This is a genomic window from Pinisolibacter sp. DMC19 (assembly GCF_056313985.1).
In genome coordinates this window covers 402,936-416,581 of the sequence record NZ_JBQUZF010000001.1, presented here as the reverse complement: position 1 = coordinate 416,581, position 13,646 = coordinate 402,936, and the positions used below count along the sequence as shown (strand labels likewise).

Below are 13,646 nucleotides of genomic sequence, written 5' to 3'. Positions count from 1 at the left end.
TCGAGTTATACGAAAGTTGCATACCGCTATGGTGTCGATATGTCGCAAGCGCATGGCAAGGCGCGGCGGCCGCGGTGATGGCCGCGGGCCGACCGCGCCGGCTCACTCGTCGATCAGCCGGCAGGCGATGTCGAGCGGCTTCGGAATGGTGTCCAGGGTGCTGTTCCAGAGTTCGCATTCGAGCAGATTGTCGTCGGCGACCATGCGGGCGGAATAGACGTTGATCAGCATCCGGGCGGTGCCGGGTTTCACCCACTTGAGGTCGGCCGTCTTGAAGCCCTTGCCGACGAAGGAATAGGTCGTGGTGGCGGCCGGCTTGCGGGTGACGTTCTCCTCGCCGAGATTGATCTCGCCCTCGATCGCCTTCTTCTCGCCGGCCCTGGTCGGCTCGCCCGAGTACATGGCGGCGACGGTGACCTGCTCGCCCATGCCGACGAGCTTCTTCAGCGCGGCCGGCGACAGCGTCAGCGCGACGTCGAACTTCGGCGGGGCATCGGCGGCGAGCGTCGCGGTCGCGCCGGCGACGAGGCCCGCGAGCGCCGAGAGGCAGAGACGGGTGGTGCGGCCCATGGGCGTTCTCCTGTCGGTTCGGTTCCGAGTCGGCCGACAGTGTGCCACGAGAGCCGTGCGGCGGCGACGGGGGCGGGGCCCCCGCCGTCACGGGCTTCAGGCGGAAGACTTCACGCCGTCGTTGGCGGCCTCGACCACGGCGAGGTCGTCGGGACGGACGGCCTCGTGGGCGTTGGGCGGGACCTCGGCGGGAAAGGGCTGGATGCGCCGCTCCTCGATCGCCACGAGGTCGGGCGCCGGCTCAGGCTCGACGATCAGATGGTCGATCGACTTGATCAGATGCGGCTCCGAGAGCACCGCCATGCGCTCCTTCGGGCCGAGCCAGGCGAGAACCTCGGCGAAATGGGTGGCTTCCGCGATCTTGGCGGCGGCCATCACCGGCTCGAGCTCGGGCTTGCCACGGGACCGCAGCGGCACCGGCAGGTGCATGTGGGCGTGGACGGCGCGGGCGTGCGGGTCCTCGACCACGGTGGTCAGGCCGTCCTCGACCTCGGGCAGCTCGGCGGCGGCGCGTTCCTTGGCGATGCGGGCGCGCTCGAGGATCGCCGGCGGGTCGGTCTCCTCCGGGATGAGGAGGAGGTGGATCTTCTTCAGCGCCAGGCCGGCGGCGAGTGAGCCGGAAGCCCAGGACAGCGGCACGGCGAGCATCAGGCCGATCACCGTCGGCGACATCCAGGCGAGGATGGCGGGCGAGATGACGTAGGCGGCGAGCGTCATGACGACGCCGATCATCGCGTGCTGCCAGTGATGGCGGATGACCTCGGCGAGCGGGATGCCGCCGTCGTCGCGGCGCTGGGTCTTCCAGCCACTGTCGCGGCCGAGCAGGATCTCGGCGACGTGGCGCGACTGGAGCAGCATCATCACCGGGGCGACGAGCGCCGAGATCAGCGTCTCGAGGATGGTGCCGAAGACGATGGCGATGGCGCCGCCCGAGCGGCGGCGGATGCGCGAGCGGAAGATCGACTCGATCACGCCGAGCACCTTGGGCAGCAGCAGCACGCCCATGGTGACGAGGAAGAGATCGAGCGCGCGTTCACTGTCGAACCGCGGCCAGGCCGGATAGAGCGAGAATTCCTTGGAGAAATACTCCGGTCGGATGAACTTCGCCTGCAGGGCGAGGGCGAGGCCGACCATCAGCAGCATCAGCCAGATCGGCGAGGCGAGGTAGCTCATGATGCCGGTGGCGAAGTGGACGCGCGAGGGCCAGCGCAGGCCGGCGGTGCCGAGCAGCGCCATGTGCTGCAGGTTGCCCTGCGCCCAGCGGCGGTCGCGCATGGCGACGTCGAGCAGCGACGGCGGGCTCTCCTCGTAGGAGCCCGACAGCCACGGCACCATGTAGACGCCCCAGCCGCCGCGGCGGATGAGGGCCGCCTCGACGAAGTCGTGGCTCATGACGTGGCCGCCGAAGGGCTTGCGACCGGGCAGATCCGGCAGACCGCAGGCCTCGGCGAAGGCCCTGGTGCGGATGATCGCGTTGTGGCCCCAGTAATTGCCGTCGCGACCGTGCCAGACGGCGAGGCCGCGGGCGATGACCGGGCCGTAGATCGTGCCGGCGAACTGCTGGAGACGGGCGAACAGCGTGTTGCGGTTCACGATCACCGGCAGCGTCTGGATGATGCCCGCCTTCGGGTCGTCCTCCATCAGTCGGGCGAGGGTGACGATGGTCTCGCCCATCATCAGACTGTCGGCATCGAGCACCAGCATCTGATCGTAGCGGCCGCCCCAGCGGGTGACGAAGTCCTGGATGTTGCCGGCCTTGCGGGCGACGTTCTTGTGGCGGCGGCGATACCACACCGCCATGCGGTCGCCGAGACGGCGGCGCAGGCGGTCGATCGCCAGTTCCTCCTCGACCCAGACGGTCTGGTCGGTGGTGTCGGAGCAGACGAAGATCTCGAAATGGCTGCCTTCGCCGCGTTCGACGATCTCTTCGGCCATCGCCTCGAGCGCGCCGATCGTGTTGGCCGGGCTCTCGTTGTAGACCGGCATGACCAGCGCGGTGACGACCGAGAGCGGCCGGTCGAGGTCCTTCGGGCGGCGCTCGAAGAAACCGGCGAAGAAGCCGGCGATGCCGGAGGCGGCCGACAGAGCGATCCACGAGAAGGTCAGCGCGAAGAAGCCGATCAGCGGCCATTCCAGGCCGACGATGCCGCCGGCCGAGACGACGCCCACCATCTCGTTGACGCCGTAGGCGGAGATGACGAAGGCGAGGCCGAAGACGAAGAGGCGGGCGAGTACCGTCCGCGGCGGAATGGCGCCGTCGACGCGGGTGGCGTCGGGTCCGTCCCAGCGGCCGAGCTTCTGCACCGGCATCGCCATGGGCGCTTCCGGCGGAACCGGCGGCGGCAGGGCGGAAGGGGCGAGCGATTGGAAGTCGACGGTCACGGCGTTGCTGTTCCGGTCCGGGGGGTGATCAGGCGGCGACCCAGCGATGAAGCCAGGTTTCCGTGACGGGTTTGTTGGCGGCGTCGACCAGCTGGACGCGCAGCTCGACGAGCGGTGCGTTGCCGGGATCGAGCTCGAAGGTCACGCGGGTGCCTTCCTCGCCGGGCAGCGGCATCGCCATCGGCGCGACGATGCGGCCGGCGGAGCCGGAGACCATCGGCTTGATGGCGGCGGCCGGCGGCATCGGGCCGACGAAGTCGACGGCGAAGCGGCGGCGGGTGCCCTCCGAGCCGCGACCCTCGCGACTGGAGAAGACATGGGCGAGGCCCGAGGGCTCGAGCCCGCTCGCCTGCCAGTGGAGACGATAGGCGGCGGAGAACTCCTGCCCGGCCTTCAGCTTGGCGGCGGGGCGCCAGTAGGCGACGATGTTCTCGTGGATCTGGCTCTCGGACGGGATCTCGACCAGCACGACCGAGCCCTTGCCCCAGTCGCCGATCGGCTCGACCCAGGCGGAGGGACGCATCTCCCAGCGCTGCTCGAGGTCCTCGAAGTCGGAGAACTCGCGGGCGCGCTGGGCGAGGCCGAAGCCGAGCGGGTTCTCGTCGCCGAAGGCCGAGATCTGCAGCACGGTCGGATTGGCCAGCGGCCGCCACAGGCGTTCACCGGCGCCGGTGCGCACCGCGAGGCCGTCGGAGAGATGCACCGCCGGGCGGATGTCGTCCTGGCGCGCGCGGCCGATCGAGCCGTAGAGGAACATCGAGTTGAGCGCGCCGAGGCCGACGTGATCGAGATCGACGCGCGGATAGAGCGTCATCTCGACGTCGGAGGCGGTCTCGGCGCCGCGACGCAGCGTGACGCGCCAGGCACCGGTCACCGAGCGGCTCTCGAGCAGCGCGTAGATGCGGATCGACTGGGCGTTCTCCTCCGGCTTCTCGACCCAGAAACGGGTGAAGGCCGGGAACTCCTCGCCGTCGGGCGAGGCGGTGTTGATGGCGAGGCCGCGCGCGGTCAGGCCGTAGCGCAGGTCCAGCGTCGTCGCCTTGAAATAGCTGGCGCCCTGGAAGACCGCGAATTCCGGCCAGCGGTCGCCGTCGGCCGGGCGGTGCAGCTTGACGCCGGAGAAGGGCAGGGTGACGCCCTCGTCGGGCGGGGCGACGCGGCCCCAGTCGAAACTGTCGCGGTCGAAGGCGATCGGCAGGGCCTGGCCGTTGTCGATCAGATAGACGTCGACGCCGAGGTCGTAGACCGAACCGGCCGGCAGCGGCTCGACGGCGTAGCCGCGATTCTCGTTGCGCCAGATCTGCAGATCGCGCTTCCAGCGGATCTCGCGATACTGATCGAAGGGGAGCTGGGCGAAGGGCTGCGGCACGCGGCTCTTGGCGACGACCTGCGGCTTGGCGGCGAGCGCACGCGCCTCGTCCTTCAGCGTGCCCCAGTCGAAGGCACGCGGCTCCGGTGCCGCGGGCGCGCCGTCGGCGGCCGTGGTGGGAGCGGCGAACGCGACGGCGGCAGCCGAGACGAGCGAGGAGATCAAGAAATCACGACGATCCATGGACGCGTTCCGTCGGCCCGAAAGCGGTCGAAATTACGGCGGGAAGCCTACGGCGATCGTGACCCGGCGCGCGGGCGGCGAGGGCATCGCCGAACACGCCCGACCTTCCGGAGGGACGGTCGACCATAGCTCATCATGTCGACGGGTCAATGACTTCTCGGTCTTTCCGGACATGCGGCGACGGCGACGTCGGGGAAGGCGGGTCAGGCCTTCGCCGAGCACCCGAGCGGCCGATCGACGCCGGATGCGCGAACGGCGCGCCGGAGGGCGCGCCGTCCATGGCCGACACCGTGCAGGATGCCGGCTTCACCGCGTCACAGGCGGCAGCGGCGGGTGTTGCCGTGGCGGTCGACGAAGGTATCCGAGTCCGGATCGTACGACCGGTAGGTCCGCGAGCAACGTGCGACGTGGCCGTTGCCGGACGCTGCTCCGGCGATCATGGCGCCGGCCGCCAGACCGACGATGCCGGCCGCCAACGCGGCACCGCCGTCGTCGTCATGGCGATAGTAGCGCGGGCCGCCGCCGTAGTAGCGAGGGCCGCCACCGTAGTAGCGCGGGCCGCCGTTGTAGTGGCGCGCGGGACCGCCGTAGTGGCGGTTGCCGTATTGCGGGCCGGGGCCGCCCTGTTGCCGGCGCCAGTCGAGGTTGCCGGTGCTCTGGGTGGCGGGGAAGCGGGATTGCGCCTCGGCGATCGAGGGCAGGGCGCCGACGACGAGCGTGAGCGCGACGGCGGCGATACGACCGAAGACGTGCATGACGTACCTCCTTCGGATCGCCGGGCCGATCCGATGTCATAGCCCGGGGAGCGCAGACCATCCCGACATCGGGTCGGCCGGGCGCTCCAAGTCCTGTTTTAAATGTCGTGAGCCGGGTAGGGTTCCGGCAATGAGTATTTATGCGTATGTTCAGCACGAAGGGCCGATACTTTCGACGCGAGCAGCGTCGCGGGGCCTACCGGAGGCGTCGGCCGAGCCCCAGGGTGGCGGCGCTCGGGGGCCGGCATCTCGTCACGACCGAGCACCACGCCGCCGCCCGGATCGGCCGCCGGCTCGCCGGCCGCTCGGCGCGTCAGGGCGATCCCGACTCCTTCGTCGCGCTGCCGTCGCTCGACGACGCGCGCGCTTCCCGATGCGGCGGGTGCAGAAGGCGTCGGTTCCGGAACATGCGGCGATCCGACGGGCGCTCCTCGCCTCGGACGACGGGCTCGACCACGCGCTCGCCACCACCGGCACGCCGGAGTGACGGCGCGCACCGTGGCATGTCCGGGTCGGGAACGTTCCTGACGGCGCGGGCCGCGAGATCGACTATGATCGCCGCTCCGAGCCAGGAAGCCTAGGGCGGGACGACATGAACGCGACGAGGCGTCTCCACGACGTCATTGCCGACAACGAGGATCGCCTCACCGCGGGGATCATCGAATACGCCAAGGCGCGCGGCTACACGCCCTTCACCTCGACGCTCGAGCAGGCGTGGCGGGCCTCGATCCACGGGCTGTCGGCGCCGCTGCTCGCCGCGCTCGCGGAAGGGCGGTCGTGCACCGCGGTCGTGGCGGAGGTCGAATACGGCCGCGATCCGATCGCCTTCTACGGCATCGAGGCGGCCCGGCGGCATCGCACCCGCGGCATCACGCTCGGGCTCTTCCTCGGCCTGATGAAGAGCTATCGCCGGACCTATCTCGATCTCGTCGACGACGCGGCGGCCGACGAGGCGGAGCGGCGGGCCTGGGGCGACGTCGTCGACAACTTCTTCGACCGGATGGAGGTCGGCTTCTGCGACGAGTGGGCGAACCGCTCGCAGGACGAGGACGCCGAGCAGCTCCGGGTGCAGAATCGGCACGTCACCAACGAGAAGAACCGCTATCTGACGATCTTCGAGAGCCTCAACGACCCGGTCTTCCTGGTCGGGACCGACGGACGGGTCGAGAACATGAACCACGCCGCGGCGCGGCTCTTCGACGTCCGTCAGGCGCCGGGGGCCGGCTACTACGGGGCGGAGGAGGTCCATCTCGCCGATCTCATCGGCTTCGACGTCGAGACCTGCCGCCTGGAAGTGTGCGAGCGCGAGCTCGACACGCGGCTCGGCCGACGCTGGTTCGACATCCGCAAGCAGCGGATGCTCGACGTCTCGGAAAAGTTCCTCGGCACCGTCGTCATCCTGGTCGACGTCACCGAGTACCGGAAGGCCAAGGAAGAGGCCGAGGCCGCCAATCGGGCGAAGTCGACCTTCCTCGCCACCATGAGCCACGAGATCCGCACGCCGATCCACGGCATCCTCGGCGTCTCGGAGCTCCTTCAGGCGAGCCCGCTCGACGAGACGACGCTGAAGCGGGTCGAAGCGGTGTCGCGCTCGGCGGAGATCCTGTCCTCGGTGGTCGCCGACATTCTCGACTATTCCAAGATCGAGGCGGGCGTGCTCGATCTCGAACACGTCGAGTTCTCGGTCGGTGCCGTGATCGAGGACGTGGTCGGGTTGATGCGGCCGATCGCCCGGCGCAAGCCCGATCTCGACATCGCGGCGGAAGTCCCGGACCTGCCGACGGTGGTCGGCGATTCCGGCAAGCTCAGGCAGGTCCTGCTCAACCTGGTCGGCAACGCGGTCAAGTTCACGCAGGCCGGCACGATCTCCGTCTCGGTCGAGGAGGTGCGCGGGCCGGGCGAGGCCTGGGCGTTGGAATTCGTCGTCGCCGACACCGGCATCGGCATTCCGGCCGACCGGCGCGAGGCGATCTTCGAGCCCTTCACCCAGTCGGACGGGTCGGTGGCACGGCGCCACGGCGGTACCGGGCTGGGGCTCGCCATCTGTCGTCGACTGGTCGATCTCGTCGGCGGGTCGATGGCGCTGCAGTCGATCGAAGGCGTCGGCAGCCGCTTCTCCTTCACCGTGCCCTTCGCGCGCGGCACCCGGCCGGCGGCGGGGGCGGCGGGCGAGGGCAATCCCGGCGCCGTGCCGGCCCGCGCGCTCGACGTGCTGGTGGTCGAGGACAACGAGGTCAACGCGCTGGTCGCCCGCGGTCTGCTCGAGCGCGCCGGCCATCGCCCGGTGATCGCGCCGACCGGCGCGGCGGCGGTCACGGCGGCGGCGAACGGTGGCTTCGACATCGTGCTGATGGACGTCCGCCTGCCCGACTTCGACGGGCTCGAGGCGACGCGACGGATCCGCGCGCTCGCCGATCCGCGTCGGGCGAACGTGCCGATCGTCGCGCTGTCGGCGCAGGTGCTGCGCGACGACATCGAGGCCTGTCTCGCCGCCGGCATGAACGACTTCCTCGGCAAGCCGTTCCGCGCCGAACGGCTCGACGCGGTGTTCCGCCGCCAGCTCGGCGTGGTCTCGCCGGGGCCGGTCAAGCCGGCGGCGCGGACCAGGGCGAAGGCGGGGGAGGGCGTGGCGGTCGATCGGCGGGTGCTCGACGAACACGTCGCGGCGCTGGGCCTCGCCGGGGCCGAGAGCATCGTCGAGACCTGGCGGCGGTCGACGGCAGCGACGCCGGACGCCCTGACGCGGGCGCTCCGGAGCGGTGCGCGCGGCGAGGTGGTGGAGATCGCCCATCGGCTGAAGAGTTCGTCGCGACACGTCGGGCTCATCGGCCTGTCGGATCGTGCCGCCGTGGTCGAACGGCTGGCGCGCGACGCCGGGGCCGCCTTCGAAGGGCCGGTGCGCGACCTCGCCGCCGCGCTCGTCGCCTCGCGGCCGGTGCTCGACGCGACCTGGGCGGAGCTGGCGCGGCCTCAGCCGGCGAAGACGTAACCGATGCCGTGAACGGTGATGATCAGCCGCGGATGGGCGGGATCGATCTCGATCTTGCGCCTGAGGCGGCCGATCAGCACGTCGATGGTGCGATCGAGCGGGTCGCGGTCGCGGCGGCTGACCTGATCGATCAACGCGTCGCGGGTGAAGATGCGGCCGTGGTGGGAGACCAGCGTCGCCAGCAGCTCGAATTCCGCCCGCGTCAGCCGCACCTCGCGGCCCTCGGCGTCGGTCAGGCTCCAGCGCGGGATGTCCATTCGGTAGCCGGCGAAGAACTTCGTCGATTCGTCCTCGCGCACGAGGCGTGCGGCGGCGACGCGGCGGGCGAGGTTCTTCACCCGAGGCAGGAGCTCGCGCATGTCGTAGGGCTTGGTGACGTAGTCGTCGGCGCCGAGTTCGAGCGCGACGATGCGATCGACCTGATCGTCGCGGCCGGTCACCATGATGACGCCGACTTCCGACTGTCGCCGCAACTCCCGCAGGAGGGAGAGGCCGTCCTCGTCGGGCAGGTTGATGTCCAGCAGAACGACGGCGACGTCGCCACCGGCGAAGACACGGCGCATCGCCTCGCCGTTTTCCGCCTCGGAAACCCGGTGGTTGTCCTTGCGCAGATAGGCGGCGAGCGTCTGGCGACTGACCGGATCGTCTTCGACGACGAGAACGTGCTGGATCCTGCTCATACGACTACAAGAACGATGTTCCGTGGCTCGGCGTCAAGACGTCGCGGGCCGCGTTCACACCGGTTCACAATTCTCTACACCGCGTTCACCGGCGGCGCGAAACCCGTTCACCGCACCGGTCCATCGTCCTCCTCGACAAGAATCCGACGAGGGGAACGGTCCCGTGTGGAACAAGGCAATCTCGCTCCTGAAACGCCCCGTGGCACTGGGGCTCGCCGGCACGGTCGGCATCGCCGTCGGCGTCATCGGCTGGGGCGGTTTCAACACCGTCATGGAGGCGACCAACAGCCTCGAATTCTGCACCTCGTGCCATGAGATGCGGAACACGGTCTTCGAGGAATACAAGAAGACCATCCACTATTCGAACCCGGCCGGCGTGCGCGCGATCTGCTCGGACTGCCACGTGCCGAAGGACTGGACCCACAAGATCATCCGCAAGGTGCAGGCCTCGGGTGAGGTGTGGGGCAAGATCACCGGCACGATCGACACGCCGGAGAAGTTCGAGGCGAAGCGCCTCGAGCTCGCCAAGCACGAATGGGCGCGGATGAAGGCGGCCGACAGCCGCGAATGCCGCAACTGCCATTCCTTCGAGGCGATGGACTTCGTCCATCAGAAGAAGAAGGAAGCCTCCGACCTTATGCAGAAGGCCTGGAAGGAAGGCGGCACCTGCATCGACTGTCACAAGGGCATCGCCCACAAGCTGCCCGACATGACGACCGGCTACAAGGCGCTCTACGACGAGCTCGCCGCCGCCGCGATCTCGGATGCCCCGAAGACCGGCGACAAGCCGACGACGCTCGCCACCAAGGGCTTCTGGCTGGCCAAACCCGCCTCCGACACGGCGACGGTCGACGGTCGCATCCTCGCCCCGACCCCGGTCGAGGTGGTGGCGACCGACGGTGCCTATGTCCAGGTCAAGGTCGGCGGCTGGCAGCAGGAAGGCGCGGAGCGGCTGCTCTATGCCCAGCAGGGCAAGCGCATCTTCGTCGCGGCGCTCGGCGCCGACGCCGTCGACAAGGTCGCCCGCGGCCAGACCGTGACCGACCCAGACACCGACCAGAAGTGGACCGAGGCGACGCTGACGGCGTGGGTCAAGGCCGACCTGATGGTCAAGGACGCCGCCAAGGTCGATGCCTACGGCTCCGAGATGTTCAACGCCTCCTGCGGCCTGTGCCATGCCGCGCCGCAGACCGGGCACTATCTCGCCAATCAGTGGATCGGCGTCCTCAATGCCATGAAGCGCTTCGTCTCGCTCGACGACGAACACTTCCGCTTCGTCCAGAAGTGGGTGCAGCTCCGGGCCCAGGACACGGGGGGCAGACATTGACCCCCGCCGCCGCCCCCGCCCGCGACGTCCGTGACGACGTCGCCCCCTCGACCCGGTCCGACGGCCACGGCCGTCGCGACCCCCACGACGCGGCCTTCGCGGCGATGACCTGGGGCTGGCTCTCGGCCCTGTTCGCCCGGCCGCCGAGCGCCACGGCGCTCGCCGCCCACCGCGTCGGCCCGCTCGCAGCCCTCCTCGCCGATCTCGCGACCGACCCGGCCCTCGCCCCGTCGATCGTGGAGCTCGGGGCGGTGATCGCGGACGCCGACGAGGCGGCGGCCCGCCGTGTCGCCGTCGCCCACGGCCGGCTCTTCGACGGCATCGGCGGCCCGGAGACGGTCCCGCTCCACGAATCCGCCCATGTCGGCGACGGACGGCTGTTCGGGCCGGCGGTCTCCGACATGGAACGGCTGCTCGCCGCCCACGACCTCTCGGTCAGCGGCGAGGCCCACGAACCGGCCGATCATCTGGCGATCGAACTCGCCCTGATGGCCCGGCTGGCCGCCTCCGACCATCCCGACCGCACGGTTCTCGCCGCGCGGCTCGCCGGCTGGGTCCCCCGGTTCGCCGACGCCTGCGAGGTGCACGATCGCTGCGGTTTCCATGCCGCCGCGGCCCGCCTCCTCGCAACGCTGGTCGAACGCGAAGCATCCGGCCTTCCACTCGCGTGAGACGAGAAGACCCACAAAGGCAACAGGAGAAGACAATGACCATCGTCTCCGACAAGGAATTCCGTGCCGAATTGTCCCGCCGCAGCCTGCTGCGCAGCGGTATCGCGCTGGGCGCCGCCGGCTTCTTCGGCCCGTCGCTGCTGTCGCAGGGCGCCCGCGCCGCGGGTGCCGACGGTGAAGTGCTGACCGGCAGCCACTGGGGCGCCTTCCGCGCCAAGGTCGAAGGCGGCCGCATCGTCTCGGTCAAGCCGTGGGAGAAGGACCCGGCGCCGAGCCATCAGCTCGCCGGCGTGCTCGACAGCATCTACTCGCCGACCCGCATCAAGTATCCGATGGTGCGCCGCGCCTGGTTGGAGAAGGGCCCGGGCGCCTCGCCCGAGACCCGCGGCACCGACGACTTCGTCCGCGTCACCTGGGACCAGGCGATCGATCTCATCGCCAAGGAACTCGTCCGCGTCGAGAAGACCTGGGGTCCGACCGGCACCTTCGCCGGCTCCTACGGCTGGAAGAGCCCCGGCCGTCTGCACAACTGCCAGAGCCTGCTGCGCCGGATGATGAATCTGAAGGGCAACTTCGTGAACGCCTCGGGCGACTATTCGTCCGGTGCGGCGCAGGTGATCATGCCGCACGTCGTCGGCACGCTCGAGATGTACGAGCAGCAGACGGTGTGGCCGGTCGTCGTCGACAACACCCAGCTGATGGTGTTCTGGGGCGCCGATCCGATCATCACCAACCAGATCAGCTGGACGATCGGCGATCACGGCGGCTACGAGGGCATGAAGGCGCTCAAGGCCAAGGGCACCAAGGTCATCTGCATCGATCCGGTCAAGACCGAGACCTGCGACTACTTCGGCGCCGAATGGATCGCGCCGCGGCCGCAGACCGACGTCGCCCTGATGCTCGGCATCGCCCACACGCTCTACGTCGAGAAGCTCCACGACGAGAAGTTCCTCAAGGACTACACCACCGGATTCGACAAGTTCCTGCCCTATCTGACGGGTGAGACCGACAAGACGCCGAAGTCGGCCGAATGGGCGTCGCAGATCTGCGAGATCCCGGCCGACAAGATCAAGGAACTGGCGCGTCTCTTCGCCAAGAACCGCACCATGCTCGCCGGCGGCTTCTCGCTGCAGCGGCAGCACTACGGCGAACAGCGCCACTGGATGCTGGTGACGCTCGCCTCCATGCTCGGCCAGATCGGTCTGCCGGGCGGCGGCTTCGGCTTCTCCTACCACTATGCCAACGGCGGCGCTCCGGCGGCCGATGCTCCGGTGCTGACCGGCATCACCGACGGCGGCAAGGTCAAGGAGGGTGCGGCCTGGATGACGGAAGCCGGTGCGGCGACCATCCCCTGCGCCCGTATCGTCGACATGCTGATGAACCCGGGCAAGGACTTCGACTTCAACGGCAAGAGGGCGAAGTATCCGGACGTCAAGATGGCCTACTGGGTCGGCGGCAATCCGTTCGTCCACCATCAGGACCGCAATCGTCAGGTCAAAGCCTTCCAGAGGCTCGAGACCTTCGTGGTGCAGGACTTCCAGTGGACGCCGACCGCGCGTCACGCCGACATCGTGCTGCCGGCAACCACGTCCTACGAGCGCAACGACATCGAGTCGGTCGGCGACTATGCCGGCTCCGCCATCCTGGCGATGAAGAAGGTGATCGACCCGGTCTACGAATCGAAGACCGACTACGAGATCTTCGCGCTGATCTCCGAGAAGCTCGGCAAGGGCAAGGAGTTCACCGAGGGCAAGTCGGAGATGGAGTGGATCAAGTCGTTCTACGACGCGGCTCTGACCCAGGCCAAGGCGAAGAAGATCGCCATGCCCGACTTCGACACCTTCTGGAACGGTGCCGGCGTGGTCGAATTCCCGATCACCGAGGGCAAGACCTTCGTCCGCTACGGCAAGTTCCGCGAGGACCCGCTGCTCAATCCGCTCGGCACGCCGTCGGGCCGGATCGAGATCTACTCGAAGAACATCGAGAAGATGGGCTACGACGACTGCGGTCCGCATCCGATGTGGTACGAGCCGGTGGAGCGCCTCGGCGGTCCGACGACCAAGTACAAGCTGCACATCGCCACCAGCCACCCGAAGAGCCGCCTCCATTCGCAGCTCTGCGGGACCAAGCTGCGCGAGACCTACACGATCTCGGGCCACGAGCCCTGCCTGATCAACCCGAAGGACGCGGAAGCCCGCGGCATCAAGGACGGCGACGTCGTCCGCGTGTTCAACGACCGCGGCCAGATCCTCGCCGGTGCCAAGGTGAGCGACCACATCCGTCAGGGCGTGATCCGGGTCAACGAGGGCGGCTGGTACGATCCGCAGGAAGGCGGCAAGGTCGGCACGCTGTCGAAGTACGGCGACGCCAACGTCCTCACCGTCGACATGGGGACCTCCAAGCTGGCGCAGGGCAACTGCGGTCACACCGCGGTGGGCGAGGTCGAGAAATACACCGGTCCCGCCGTCACGGTCGGCGCCTTCACTGCCCCGAAGGGTGCGGCCTGATGCCGAAGGCCGGAGGTGCTCGCGCACCCGGCCTTCGAAGAAACGCGAATTTCTCGTCTGCATCGGCGGCATGAGAAATTCGCGTCCGGAATGCCGCCGGTCGTCTTCGACGTCCGACGTCATGCCGCGTGCCGCGGCCGGGGCGCCGCCAATCGCCCCGGTCGCCATCTCGCCGGAGGGGATCAGTCCCCTCCGGCCCTTCTCCCGGAGACC

The 13,646-nt window shown here is 69.1% G+C and carries 9 protein-coding genes and 1 pseudogene; 5 read left to right on the top strand and 5 right to left on the bottom strand.

Annotated elements, in window-relative coordinates; genetic code table 11:
* Positions 1–102: 102 nt before the first annotated feature.
* The 4 genes from ACT53U_RS01865 to ACT53U_RS01850 all read right to left on the bottom strand — a co-directional run bounded on the left by ACT53U_RS01865 (position 103) and on the right by ACT53U_RS01850 (position 5,259).
* Positions 103–570 (bottom strand): hypothetical protein, encoded by a 468-nt coding sequence (locus ACT53U_RS01865; RefSeq protein ID WP_476152262.1) that lies wholly within the window; start codon positions 568–570, stop codon positions 103–105.
* 96 nt (positions 571–666) lie between these two features.
* Positions 667–2,952 (bottom strand): glucans biosynthesis glucosyltransferase MdoH, encoded by a 2,286-nt coding sequence (gene mdoH, locus ACT53U_RS01860; protein WP_476152261.1) that lies wholly within the window; start codon positions 2,950–2,952, stop codon positions 667–669.
* Between the two features lie 28 nt (positions 2,953–2,980).
* Positions 2,981–4,504, bottom strand: a complete 1,524-nt coding sequence (locus ACT53U_RS01855) for an OpgD/OpgG family glucan biosynthesis protein (protein ID WP_476152259.1) — start codon at positions 4,502–4,504, stop codon at positions 2,981–2,983.
* 314 nt (positions 4,505–4,818) lie between these two features.
* On the bottom strand, positions 4,819–5,259 hold the full coding sequence (locus ACT53U_RS01850) for a BA14K family protein (protein WP_476152257.1): 441 nt from the start codon (positions 5,257–5,259) through the stop codon (positions 4,819–4,821).
* A 140-nt stretch (positions 5,260–5,399) separates the two neighbouring features.
* Here ACT53U_RS01850 and ACT53U_RS01845 point away from each other — a divergent pair.
* Both ACT53U_RS01845 and ACT53U_RS01840 read left to right on the top strand, forming a co-directional pair.
* Positions 5,400–5,606 (top strand): annotated as a pseudogene (locus ACT53U_RS01845) (preprotein translocase subunit SecA); the annotation flags it as partial.
* Positions 5,607–5,851: 245 nt separating this feature from the next.
* The gene (locus ACT53U_RS01840) at positions 5,852–8,248 is read left to right on the top strand and encodes a hybrid sensor histidine kinase/response regulator (protein WP_476152256.1); all 2,397 of its coding nucleotides are present in this window, start codon (positions 5,852–5,854) and stop codon (positions 8,246–8,248) included.
* Here ACT53U_RS01840 and ACT53U_RS01835 read toward each other — a convergent pair.
* Positions 8,230–8,928 carry a response regulator gene (locus ACT53U_RS01835; protein ID WP_476152254.1) on the bottom strand — a complete coding sequence of 233 codons (699 nt, stop codon included), beginning with the start codon at positions 8,926–8,928 and terminating at the stop codon, positions 8,230–8,232. The genes ACT53U_RS01840 and ACT53U_RS01835 overlap by 19 nt on opposite strands.
* A 163-nt stretch (positions 8,929–9,091) precedes the next feature.
* Here ACT53U_RS01835 and ACT53U_RS01830 point away from each other — a divergent pair, with 163 nt between their 5' ends.
* From ACT53U_RS01830 to torA, 3 genes are read left to right on the top strand one after another with little or no spacing between them, the layout of a single operon-like run.
* Positions 9,092–10,255 (top strand): NapC/NirT family cytochrome c, encoded by a 1,164-nt coding sequence (locus tag ACT53U_RS01830; RefSeq protein WP_476152252.1) that lies wholly within the window; start codon positions 9,092–9,094, stop codon positions 10,253–10,255.
* Positions 10,252–10,926 (top strand): TorD/DmsD family molecular chaperone, encoded by a 675-nt coding sequence (locus ACT53U_RS01825; RefSeq protein ID WP_476152251.1) that lies wholly within the window; start codon positions 10,252–10,254, stop codon positions 10,924–10,926. The genes ACT53U_RS01830 and ACT53U_RS01825 overlap by 4 nt, the downstream gene beginning before the upstream one ends.
* A gap of 35 nt (positions 10,927–10,961) precedes the next feature.
* A complete protein-coding gene (gene torA, locus ACT53U_RS01820; RefSeq protein ID WP_476152250.1) occupies positions 10,962–13,433 on the top strand; it encodes a trimethylamine-N-oxide reductase TorA in 2,472 nt (823 codons plus the stop codon).
* Positions 13,434–13,646: the final 213 nt, after the last annotated feature.

Bases quoted from the DNA above. Each gene is read 5' to 3' on its own strand.
- ACT53U_RS01835 (WP_476152254.1), bottom strand. From the start codon at position 8,928: ATGAGCAGGATCCAGCACGTTCTCGTCGTCGAAGACGATCCGGTCAGT.
- ACT53U_RS01855 (WP_476152259.1), bottom strand. From the start codon at position 4,504: ATGGATCGTCGTGATTTCTTGATCTCCTCGCTCGTCTCGGCTGCCGCC.
- ACT53U_RS01840 (WP_476152256.1), top strand. From the start codon at position 5,852: ATGAACGCGACGAGGCGTCTCCACGACGTCATTGCCGACAACGAGGAT.
- ACT53U_RS01865 (WP_476152262.1), bottom strand. From the start codon at position 570: ATGGGCCGCACCACCCGTCTCTGCCTCTCGGCGCTCGCGGGCCTCGTC.
- ACT53U_RS01850 (WP_476152257.1), bottom strand. From the start codon at position 5,259: ATGCACGTCTTCGGTCGTATCGCCGCCGTCGCGCTCACGCTCGTCGTC.
- torA (WP_476152250.1), top strand. From the start codon at position 10,962: ATGACCATCGTCTCCGACAAGGAATTCCGTGCCGAATTGTCCCGCCGC.